Here is a 10,401-nt window from a genome sequence, read left to right as displayed (position 1 = left end):
CGGCCGGGCCGGTCAGCGTGGCGCTGCGCCCGGCGTCGGCGCACCCGCCGCACCCGGCGCAGCAGCCGGGGAAACGCGATGTTCGCGGCGAACAGCGCCGCCGCGAGCAGGTAGTTGCCGTCGCCCAGGTCTTCCTGGCCGGGCAGCGGCAGCAGCGTGTAGGTGATCAGAACGAGGGCCGCCAGCAGCAGCGTGCCGACCATCACCCCGCCGATCCAGGGCGGCGAGTCGCTCATCGACCGCGACCGTCGGCCCGCCGGCCGGGAACGCGCACCGTCCATCGCCACTGCCGGGTTACTCCTCACGGGTCGTTGTGGCGGACATCCTGTTGTCATTGTGGAGGACGGATGGCAGATTGACGGATCAGTTCTGCCGAACCGTCGGATGCCCGTTTCGTGCCTGCATTGGCTCGGTCGGTGACCTGCCGGTCGGCCCGGCGGATCGGAGGTGCCGGTGGCGGCTCCCGTGCTCACTGCGCCTGGCGGGATTGCCTGGCGTGACGGTAAGCGATATATGTGGCTGACCGCCATCATCGTGCCACTGCTCGCCATCGTGAGCTATGGGTTGTGGCACCGCACGGGTCTCGGGCTGCATTGGTGGATCACCCCGTTGTTCGTCTTCGTCCTTGTCCCGCTGCTGGACATATCGACGCCGGCGGATTCAGTGAATCCGCCCGAAGAGATCCGGGCCGCTCTCGAAGCGGATCGTTTCTACCGCCGGTGCACCTACCTCTATCTGCCGCTGGCCGGTATCGGTCTGGTGCTCGGCGCCGCGGCCTGGGCTGGCGGCGAACTGTCGCCGGCCGCTCGCGTCGGCGCGGTGGTCTCGGTCGGCACGGTGACCGGGGTGGGTATCACGACGGCCCACGAACTCGGCCACAAGCGAACTCGGCTCGAACGGTGGCTGGGGCGGCTGATGCTGGCGCCGACCTGCTACGGCCACTTCTACGTCGAACACAACCGGGGTCATCACGTGCGGGTCGCGACGCCGGCCGACCCGGCCAGCGCCCGTCTCGGGGAGGGCTTCTGGCGCTTCTGGCCGCGCACCGTGGTGGGCAGCCTGCGGTCGGCCTGGTCGTTGGAGAGCCGCCGCCTGCGGTTGCGCGGCGCACGGGTGGTCTCGCTGCGCAATGAGGTGCTGCTCGGCTGGCTGCTCACCGCGGTTCTGTTCGGCTCGCTGGCCGTCGCCTTCGGGCCGTCGGTGCTCGTCTTCCTCACCGTGCAGGCGGTGTTCGGGTTCACCCTGCTCGAAGGGGTCAACTACATCGAGCACTACGGGTTGGCCCGGGCCCGCACCGCCGACGGGCGCCATGAGCCCGTCACCCCGCGACACAGCTGGAACAGCGACGCGGTGACCAGCAATCTGGCGCTCTACCAGCTTCAACGGCACAGCGATCATCACGCTCATCCCACCCGGCGCTACCAGGTCCTGCGCTCGTTCGAGGAGTCGCCGCAACTACCGGCGGGTTACGCCACGCTGTTGCTCGCCGCCTACCTGCCCCCGGTGTGGTTCCGGCTGATGGACGACCGCGTCGTGGCCCACTACGGCGGCGACCTGAGCCGGGCCAACGTTCATCCGCCGCGGCGGCGTGCGCTGGCGACCCGTTACCCGGCCTAGCGGATCCCGTCCCACATCGCGCCCGCCGGCGCGATCCGCGACCGGGACGGTTCCATCGGGATGGGCGTCCGGGGGCGCTCCTCGTCCGAGGCCGACCGGGCCGGGGCGGGGGCCGACGATCGAGAGTCGGCGGCGGCATTCGGGGCGGGATCGGCGGCGCCGTTCGGCCCGGCGGCGGCCCGGCCCGCATCCCGTGCCTCCAGCGACGCCGACCCCGCCGGGGCGAAGCTGCGGGACTCCCCGCGGTCGTAGGCGAGCAGGTCCTGGCAGAGATCGCGGTAACCGCGCAGAGCCATGCGCAGGTCCTCCGTCGACGCCTCGCCGCGGGAGCGCCACGCCTCGCGCAGGTCGCCACGCTGCGCCTCGATCCGATCCTGCAGGGCGCGCACCGCCTCGTCGACCAGGCGGTCGGCCTGCTCGACGGCGGCCCGAGGATCGTCGACGAAGCCGAGCAGGATCTCCCGCCACCGGTCGGCGTCGCGCCCCTGTCCGGGCCGGGAGTTCGCCGCTGGGCGGCGGTCGTGCCTGATGCCGTCGAGGCTCATGACGGTCCTTCCTGTCGTGCTACGAGGGGGGCCGGCCACAGGGCGCCGTTGGCGCCGTCGGCGCGGTGACCACGAAGGTCATCCGGCCGAGAGACGAATTCTGGTCGACGAATCTGGCGTCGCGGGGGTTCACGCCTCCCGCTGACTGGGCGTGGCGGCGAGACCGGCGGCAGGCCGGTCTGGCCGGTCCTGCCGGTTCGTCTGGTCGTCGCCGGCGCCGGCCCCGGCATGGCTGCCGGAGCCGGCGGTCACGCCGACAAGCTGGTTGAACACCTCGCGGTAGCGGACGAAGGCCGAGCGCAGGCTCTCGGTGTCCCGCCGGCCCGCGGCACCGGTCCCGTCCGGCTTGGCCGAGGTCCGCTGATGCGCCTCCCGATAGCCGGCAACGACGCGCGGATGGTCGGCGGACAGCAGCTCGGCGCGTTCGGTGAAACTGCCGGCCGGATATCCCCGGGCCCGCATCACCTCACCGACCAGGGCGTCCGCCAGGCTGGTCGCCTCGGCGGGATCGTCCACGAAACGGGTCTGCAGCGTCTCCCAGCGGGCCGTGTAGGTCGCCCGGTCGGTCTGGGTCAGCGGGTTGATGGTGAACGCGTCGCGCCGGTCGGCGATCTGCCGGAGCTGGCGTTCCGCCGATCGCCGGTCCGCGTGCTCGGCGAGCACGCGGTCGTACTCGGGACCGAATCGCCGCTGCAGTCCCGCCCGCCGGCTGTCACGCTGCCCGAGGAGCATGACGCTGGCGAGGACGGCGACGGCGCAGATCACCAGTAAAATCCAGCCTACGGTGAGCACGGGAAAACCTCCGCCTGACGTCCCTCTTCCGCATCATGATCCGCCCGGTCGGTACCCAGGTGCCTTCACGGTAAACGCGGGGAAAGCGGAACCGGGCGTACCGGGCCCCCGATAGTGCCGTCGGGGACGTGGCGATGCGCCTTGTTCCGCCCCGCCGCATTCCAGGCCAGGGCTGTTTCGGCGAGTGCGGCGAGTGCGGCGCGGCGGACCGCCCGCCCGGCTCCGGCAGGAACGACGGGCCGACGGCCACCGGAGCAGCGCGACCGGAGCGGCACGACCAGATCAGCGAGACCGGCGCAGCGCGACCAGATATCAGCCCGATTCACGCCCGGCACCCGCAGGGCGTGCGGGTACCCCCGGCGGGCGAGGCCGACGAGCGGGGCCGCGGGCCGAAACCCCCGAGGGAGGTAGGTCAGGACGGGGTGGGCTCCAACCGGCCGTCCGGCTCGATGGGCGGCGGGGCCGACCCGCCAAGGTGCGCGGGCACCCACCAGTCGGGCTCGCCGAGCGCGGGGCGCGGATAGCTGCGCTGCGCCTCGTCGAGCAGCTCGGTCATCACCTTGTGCAGAACGTCCGTTCCAGCCCGGCGGTCGGCGAGCTCGGCCGGGGGGACCGGGCGGCCCACTGTGATCGAGATCGGGGTGCCGACTGCGTCCCGCAGCGTGAACGGATGCCCCTTCGTGAGGACCCGCTGGCTGCCCCAGAGGATCACCGGGATCACCGGGACGTTCGTGTGCGCTGCCATCCGGGCCGCACCGGACTTGAACGAGGCCAGGCAGAAACTCGGGCTGATCGTCGCCTCGGGGAAGACCCCGACGAACTCGCCGGCGCGCAGCGCCTTCAGCGCGTCCCGCAGCGACGCGGCCCCGGCCTGCCGGTCGACCGGGATGTGGTGCATCCCGCGCATCAACGGACCGGAGATCCGATGGTCGAAGACCTCCTTCTTGGCCATGAAGCGGACGAGCCGCCGCCGCGCGGTCCAGAACGGTAGGCCGGCGAGTGCGAAGTCGAGATAGGAGACGTGATTGATCAGGACTATGCCGCCCCCGGAAGCAGGGATGTTCTCCGCTCCCCGCACGTCGAGCCGTAGGCGCAGCGCGCCGAACAGCCCCCTCGCCGCAGTGATAACCGGCCGGTAGACGTATTCCGCCACGACGGGCCACTCCTCAGCTTGTCCTCGCGGTCTCCCCCAGGCACCCAAACGCGTCCCGACCCTACCGCCGCCCCCCGACCACGGGGGCGCCTGACAGCGCAGTGCCCGCCCTTTTGCGGACCCCCGCCGGCACCTTCGCGCTCCCCCGAGCCGAGGATCGATGATGTCCGAACGGACACGGTCGCCGGTGTGGGGCCAACGGCCACGTATCGGGAGCGGCGGCGACGCGTCGGGCGAGCCCACGTACCGGGAGGGAGCGGCCGGATGGAGATCCTGCGGCGCAGCATCGAGGCGCAGGCGGCGCCGCCGCAGTGGGTGTTCGTCGTCGCCGCCATCCTCGCGGCCGTGACGGTGCTCAGCGATCGGCTGTGGCCCGTGGCCCGACACGTGATCACGATCGCGCACGAGGGCGGGCACGCCCTTGCCGCGGTTGCCAGCGGCCGTCGCCTGGCAGGCGTCCGCCTGCACTCGGACACCTCCGGGGTCACCGTCTCCTCCGGGCGACCGACCGGCCCCGGTGTGATCGCCACGGTCGCCGCCGGCTACCCCACGCCCTCGCTGATCGGACTCGGCGCCGCCGCCCTGCTGGCCACCGGCCGCACGAGCCTGGTGCTCCAGCTCTGCGTGGCGATGCTGCTCGCGATGCTCGTCGTGATCCGAAACGGCTTCGGGGTGATGTCGCTGCTGGTCAGCACCGCGGCGATCCTGGCGGTCTCCTGGTTCGCGCCGCCCACCGCGCGCGCCGGGTTCGCCGCCTACGTCGCCTGCTTCCTGCTGTTCGGGGCGCTGCGGCCGGTGGTCGAAGTGCAGCGGCAGCGCCGGCGCCGCCGGGGGCGGGATTCGGATCCGGATCAGCTCGCTCGGCTGACCGGGCTCCCGCCGGGCTTCTGGGTGGGCCTGTTCGGGCTGACGGGGCTCGCGTGCCTCGCCGGCGGGGGCAGCCTGCTGTTCGGCTGAGCGTCGGGGCGGGAATTGTCGGACCCGGCTGCGACACTGATCGGCATGTGCGGTCGATACACGCAGAAGCTGAAGGCCGACGACCTGGTCGCCGCCATGTCCGCGCGCGACGAGACCGGCGGCGGGGTCGCGGAGAGCTACAACGTCGCCCCCACGTCGACGATGCCGATCGTCGTCGCGCCGCCTGCGGCCGGCGGTGGACCGGGCGGCGCGGCCGGCGGCGACTCGGCAGGCCCGTCGGATGACGATCGGTCGGGACGGGCGCCGGCCAGCCGGGTCCTGCGGCTGGCCACCTGGGGGCTGGTCCCGTCCTGGGCCAAGGACCGTGCCATCGGTGTCAAGATGATCAATGCTCGGGCGGAGACGGTGGCGACCAGGCCGGCATTCCGCGCCGCTTTCGCGGCTCGGCGCTGCCTCGTGCCCGCCACCGGCTTCTACGAGTGGTTCCATCCGGGCGGCGGGTCCCGGCGCGGGCAGCCGTTCTACATCTACCCGGCGGGTCAGGCGGGCGATGGGGGGATCTTTGCCTTCGCCGGCCTCTACGAGGTGTGGCGCAAGGGGGACGCGCCGTTGGTGACCTTCACGATCCTGACCACCGGGGCGGCCGAGGGCCTGGCGTTCCTCCACGACCGTTCACCGGTGATCCTGCCCGCGGCGGCCTGGGATCGGTGGATCGATCCGGCAGCCGATCCCGCCGCGCTCGCCCCGCTGCTGCGTCCGGCGCCGGTCGGGGTGCTCGCCGCCCACCCGGTGGGCGCGGCGGTGGGCAACGTCCGCAACAAGGACCCCCGGTTGACCGACCCGGTCGACCTGGATCCGACGGTGGCGCAGGCGGTGGAGCTGGCAGGCGGCCCGGCGGTGGCGGCTGCGGATCTGGCCGCCGGCACAGGGGCCGCGAGCGGCCGAGCGGGGTCGGCCGAGGCGCGCCCGGCGGTGGCGGCCGTGGACCTGTCGCTGTTCGAACTCGATCCGGCCGAGGCGGTGACCGGCGACGTCACCGCCCGCGACGAGCGGTGAGTGGGCAGACGCATCGTGTGATTGCGGGTTCATCCGACGGAAATCCGCGAGGATGGGGGACGCCGCCGGCGGCGGCGTCACGGGCGGACGGGCCCGCCGTCCGGGTCCGATGCGACTCGGACCGGCCGCGGTCCAGCCCGACCGGCGCCGACCGGCGATGACCATGACCAGGCACGTACGGCCGGAGGAGAACCCGATGACGTCCCTCACCGATCCGACCGACGCGGCGGGCGCCGGTTCCGCCCCGCCGCTCGAGGCGCCGGCGCCGGCGGACGTCGCCGGGCTGGTCAACCTCCGCGACGTCGGAGGCATGACGGCCGCGGACGGCCGACGCACCCGCCCCGGGGTGCTCTACCGCAGCGAGATGCCCAAGGTCGGGGACCGTCCGCCGGCGGAGTCGATGACCTGGCCGCCGCGCACGGTGATCGATCTGCGCTCGGCCGTCGAGCGCGGGCCCGACCCGCACCCGCTTGCCGCCTTCGGCGCCGAGATCAGGGTGTTCCCGCTGCTCGGCGACGAGGCCGGACCTGGCCGCCACACCGCCACCTCGGGTGCGATGGAGGGCGGCCTGCAGACGCTCTATGTGGCCATGGTCGAGCACGCCGCCCCCCAGCTGGCCGCGATCGTCGACGTCGTGGGGGAGGCGCCTGGCCCGGTGCTCGTGCACTGCGCCGCAGGCAAGGACCGCACAGGTGTCACGATCGCCGTGCTACTGCGCCTCGCCGGGGTCGTCGAGGGCGACGTCCTCGCCGACTATGCGAGGACTGAGCAGAACATGCGTGGCGTGATCGAGCGGCTCAGGGGGCATGCCCTGCTTCCCGGCGTGAGTGACCCGAAGCGGGGCCGCGAGCTGGTCAAGACGTCGCTCGCCGCCGCTGAGGCGGTGATCGCCACGACCGACGCGCATCCCGGCGGGGTGGCCGGCTGGGTCCAGGACCACGGCGCCACCGAGAAGTCGATCCGCCGCTGGCGCGATCGCATCCTCGCCTGAGTAGGGCGGGCAACGGCTCAGCCGACCCGCAGTCCGTCGGGTGGTGGCCCGCCCTGCCGACGGTCCGGCGCCAGCCGGACCGTCGCCAGCAGCCCGCCCAGACCCGCGTCAGGCCGGCGCGCGCGGCCGCAGCGCCAACCCCAGCGCGATCTCGGTGACTCCGGTGACGATGAGCTGGATTCCGAAGATCACCGCAAGCGCCACGATCGTCGCATCCGGCCAGGCCAGGGCCAGCACACCCAGCACCACGCTGACGGCCGCCACCGCGTAGCTGGGAACTGTGCCGCGGGCACCGGTCTCGGGCGACTTCAGTGCCCGGGTCGCCAGCGCCCGCGCGACGCCGGTGATGATCAGGATGGCGCCGACGAGCAGCGCCAGCACCCGCAACGTCACTCCCGGCCACAGGAGTACGACGACGCCGCCGAGGACGAGCAGGATCCCGAAGAAGGCGGTGCCCGCGGTGTTCTCGGCCCTGGCTGCGGCCAGCGTCTCGCCGATCCCGGACAGGACCAGGGCGACCCCGGCAAGCACTGCCAGGGTGCCGGCCGTCGCGAACGGATTGAGGATCAGCAGAAGTCCCAGCACCGTGACGGCCAAGCCGACGACGAGCAGCGCCGGCCACAGGGCGCTGGGCGTCTCCCGATGTCGCTGCTGCCGGTAGATCGTCGCCATGAAGCCTCCCGTGCCGACCCGCACCATCCGCGCGGGTCCGCATCGAGGTCCTACCCGGTGTCGGTCCGACAGCACCGCTCGGCGGCCCTCAACCGCCCGGCACTCCGTCAGGCTCGTCAGCCGTCGCTGATGGTGATCGCTTCCGTCGGGCAGGCGTCGGCCGCCTCCTTGAGGTCGTCCCAGCGCGCGTCGTCCGGCTCCTCGCTCAACAGATAGAGGTAGCCGTCGTCCCGGATCTCGAAGACGTCCGGCACGAGCTGGACACACGTGCCGCTGCTGGCGCAACGGTCGAAGTTGACGGTCACGTGCATCGGCGCACCTCCCGTGGTGCTTCCAGAATGTCTGCGTCGCGTGGACCTTACCGCTGGGCCCGGCGGAGGAACAGAAGTGTCACCTCCGCAGGCCACAGTGGCAGTACCGCCGCTCCCGGACGGGCCGTCAGGACGCCTTGATCGCGGAGATGTCCAGCTCGACCTTGACCTTGTCGCTGATGAGGACGCCGCCGGTCTCCAGCACCGCGTTGAAGGTCAGGCCGAAGTCCTTGCGATTGAGGGTCGTGGTGCCGGTGAAGCCGGCCCGGACGTTGCCGAACGGATCCTTGGAACTGCCCTCGAAGGCGACGTCGATGTCGACCGGGTGGGTGACGCCGCGGATCGTCAGATCGCCGGTGAGCACATACTCGTCGTCGCCCTTGCCGGCGACCGCGCCGGTGCTGACGAAGGTGATCGTCGGGTAGGTCGCGACGTCAAGCAGGTCGGCCGACTTCACGTGGCCGTCGCGGTCGGGCACGCCGGTGTCAAACGAGCCGGTCTGGATCGTCACGGTAGCGGTGGACGCCGTCGGTTCGGCGCTGTTCAGGTTCAGGGCGCCCTCGATGGCCGTGAACTGTCCCCGCACGGTCGTCACCATGGCGTGGCGCGCGGCGAAGCCGATCCGCGAGTGGGCGGGGTCGATCGTCCAGGTGCCGGTCAGGTCGGTCAGGGCGGTGGTCGTGGTCATCGCGTCCTCCAGAGGGAGCCGCCGGATACGTCGGTCGCCCGGCGACGGAGCAGTGTGGCGTGCTTGACCAGTCGGTAGCTTCCGCCGGCAGGTCGTTGCATGCGCAACTTACAGCTCGGGTCAACGTTCCGGCCGGGGACGTATTCCGGGAGTTGCCTGCTGATCAGTGTCGCCTACTGATCAGTGACGACCGTAACGAGATCTCGGTCCGCTGCCCAGAACTCCGAGCCGATCTGTGGACAACCCGCCGTCATCCACAGATCACCATCTGGCCCGGCGAACTGCCCGCAGATCGATCTACGGTCCGGTCATGGTCGCAACCACCCCCGGTCCCGGGTGCCTGTCCCCGACCCCCTTGCTCATGGCTCGGTTTCCCGAGCCTCTTCCGCCCGAGCCGCCCCCACCGGTGTCCGCCGGCGCGCCCCATCCCTCCGGTGGGGTGCGCGAGGGCGTCTTCGCCGAGGACGTCTTCGCCGAGGACGAGGAGTGGCTCGACAGCATCGCCGACACCGACGTCCCAGGCTGGGGCGACCGCCACGACGGCGACGGCGACGGCGACGGCCGACCCAGCTCGCGTGGTAGCGAGGGTGGCGCCGTCACCGGCGAAGCGGACCTGGACGCCCGTGACGCCCTTCCAGAGCCGGGACATGGCGGCCCGTCGCGCGCCCCGGACAGGCCGGCCGTCCATCCTGCTGCGGCGCCGGTCGGGACCGACCTGGCCTGGGCGGGGCAGGGGACGCCACCGGAGGGTGGCTGGCGGTCGGTTCGCGAGCGACTGGCGCGGCGGTTCCCGGCCAGCCTGCGCGGTGTCGTGACGGCGCCGGCCGCGAGCGCGACGCTGGTCCTGGCGCTGGTCGCCCTCGCTGCCGGGCTCTTGGCGACCTGGTTCGCCTGGCAGCATCGGCCGGTGTCGGTCGCCGCGCCGGTCGGCCGACCCTCGACGGTGGTCGCCGCGCCGAGTGTGACCGGAGACGGCGGCTCCGCCGACCCAGCCGACCCAGCCAGGGCGGATACCGGCCAGTCCGCAGCGGCGGGTGCGGCCGTGGGGGCGGCGGCCACTCCGACCCGCGCCGGCGCAGCCGATGAGGTGGTGGTCGACGTTGCCGGCCGGGTGACGCGGCCCGGTGTTGTCCGGCTGCCTGCCGGATCTCGCGTGGTCGACGCGATCGACCAGGTCGGGGGAGTGCTTGCCGGCACCGACACGACGGGTATCGGCCTGGCACGGGTGCTGGTGGATGGTGAGCAGATCCTCGTCGATGGCCGCCCCGGGCCGCCGCCCGTCGCGGCCGCCTCGGCGCCCGTCGCGGCCGCGGCCGCCGCGGCTGATGGCGGTGGTGGCGGCGCACAACATGGTCCGATCGATCTCAACAGCGCCAGCTCCGAGCAGCTCGACGGCCTGCCCGGGGTCGGTCCGGTGCTTGCCGGGCGCATCGTTCAGTGGCGCACCGAGCACGGGCCCTTCCGCTCCCCGGAACAGCTGGGGGAGGTCACCGGCCTCGGCGACAAGCGGCTGGCGGACCTGCTCCCGCTGGTGAAGGTGTGACGCGGCGATGGTCGCCGTGGGCATGGAGACCGGCCTCGCGCTGCCCCAGCGGCCGCAGTCCGCTGCTGCGCCGGTCGATGCCCGGCTGGTCACGCCCGCGCTGGCGGCCTGGGCC

Annotated in this window: 12 protein-coding genes; 5 read left to right on the top strand and 7 right to left on the bottom strand. The window is 72.6% G+C overall.

Features of this window, described 5'->3' with window-relative positions; translation table 11 throughout:
- Nucleotides 1-236 (bottom strand): hypothetical protein (locus ND748_RS16980; protein WP_251746777.1); only part of this gene is annotated, 236 nt, incomplete at its 3' end.
- 277 nt (nt 237-513) lie between these two features.
- On the opposite strand from ND748_RS16980, the gene ND748_RS16975 reads away from it, so the two are divergent.
- The gene (locus tag ND748_RS16975) at nt 514-1,617 is read left to right on the top strand and encodes an alkane 1-monooxygenase (protein ID WP_285902248.1); all 1,104 of its coding nucleotides are present in this window, start codon (nt 514-516) and stop codon (nt 1,615-1,617) included.
- On the opposite strand, the gene ND748_RS16970 is transcribed toward ND748_RS16975, so the two are convergent.
- The 3 genes from ND748_RS16970 to ND748_RS16960 all read right to left on the bottom strand — a co-directional run bounded on the left by ND748_RS16970 (nt 1,614) and on the right by ND748_RS16960 (nt 4,107).
- Nucleotides 1,614-2,162, bottom strand: coding sequence for a hypothetical protein (locus ND748_RS16970; RefSeq protein ID WP_251746775.1), 549 nt, complete (start codon nt 2,160-2,162; stop codon nt 1,614-1,616). The genes ND748_RS16975 and ND748_RS16970 overlap by 4 nt on opposite strands.
- A gap of 129 nt (nt 2,163-2,291) precedes the next feature.
- Nucleotides 2,292-2,954: a hypothetical protein gene (locus ND748_RS16965; protein ID WP_251746774.1), complete on the bottom strand. Its 663-nt coding sequence runs from the start codon at nt 2,952-2,954 to the stop codon at nt 2,292-2,294.
- Between the two features lie 412 nt (nt 2,955-3,366).
- Nucleotides 3,367-4,107, bottom strand: coding sequence for a lysophospholipid acyltransferase family protein (locus ND748_RS16960; protein ID WP_251746773.1), 741 nt, complete (start codon nt 4,105-4,107; stop codon nt 3,367-3,369).
- A gap of 264 nt (nt 4,108-4,371) precedes the next feature.
- Between ND748_RS16960 and ND748_RS16955 the strand changes: the two genes are divergently transcribed.
- The 3 genes from ND748_RS16955 (at nt 4,372) to ND748_RS16945 (ending at nt 7,072) form a co-directional block, all read left to right on the top strand.
- Nucleotides 4,372-5,064 carry a M50 family metallopeptidase gene (locus tag ND748_RS16955; protein ID WP_251746772.1) on the top strand — a complete coding sequence of 231 codons (693 nt, stop codon included), beginning with the start codon at nt 4,372-4,374 and terminating at the stop codon, nt 5,062-5,064.
- A gap of 45 nt (nt 5,065-5,109) precedes the next feature.
- Entirely contained in the window at nt 5,110-6,081 is a 972-nt protein-coding gene (locus ND748_RS16950; RefSeq protein WP_251746771.1) for an SOS response-associated peptidase, read from the top strand.
- Nucleotides 6,082-6,277: 196 nt separating this feature from the next.
- Nucleotides 6,278-7,072: a tyrosine-protein phosphatase gene (locus tag ND748_RS16945; RefSeq protein WP_251746770.1), complete on the top strand. Its 795-nt coding sequence runs from the start codon at nt 6,278-6,280 to the stop codon at nt 7,070-7,072.
- A 108-nt stretch (nt 7,073-7,180) separates the two neighbouring features.
- On the opposite strand, the gene ND748_RS16940 is transcribed toward ND748_RS16945, so the two are convergent.
- The 3 genes from ND748_RS16940 to ND748_RS16930 form a co-directional block, all read right to left on the bottom strand.
- Nucleotides 7,181-7,744: an HdeD family acid-resistance protein gene (locus ND748_RS16940; protein WP_251746769.1), complete on the bottom strand. Its 564-nt coding sequence runs from the start codon at nt 7,742-7,744 to the stop codon at nt 7,181-7,183.
- 116 nt (nt 7,745-7,860) lie between these two features.
- Nucleotides 7,861-8,055 carry a ferredoxin gene (locus tag ND748_RS16935; RefSeq protein ID WP_251746768.1) on the bottom strand — a complete coding sequence of 65 codons (195 nt, stop codon included), beginning with the start codon at nt 8,053-8,055 and terminating at the stop codon, nt 7,861-7,863.
- Nucleotides 8,056-8,182: 127 nt separating this feature from the next.
- The gene (locus tag ND748_RS16930) at nt 8,183-8,743 is read right to left on the bottom strand and encodes a YceI family protein (RefSeq protein WP_251746767.1); all 561 of its coding nucleotides are present in this window, start codon (nt 8,741-8,743) and stop codon (nt 8,183-8,185) included.
- A gap of 406 nt (nt 8,744-9,149) precedes the next feature.
- Between ND748_RS16930 and ND748_RS16925 the strand changes: the two genes are divergently transcribed.
- The gene (locus ND748_RS16925; protein ID WP_251746766.1) at nt 9,150-10,286 is read left to right on the top strand and encodes a ComEA family DNA-binding protein; all 1,137 of its coding nucleotides are present in this window, start codon (nt 9,150-9,152) and stop codon (nt 10,284-10,286) included.
- Nucleotides 10,287-10,401 lie beyond the last annotated feature (115 nt).

It is taken from the genome of Frankia sp. AiPs1, from assembly GCF_023716945.1.
Classification (GTDB): domain Bacteria; phylum Actinomycetota; class Actinomycetes; order Frankiales; family Frankiaceae; genus Frankia.
Note: the sequence above shows the minus strand (reverse complement) of the source record. Positions and strands in the feature narration are given on the sequence as shown.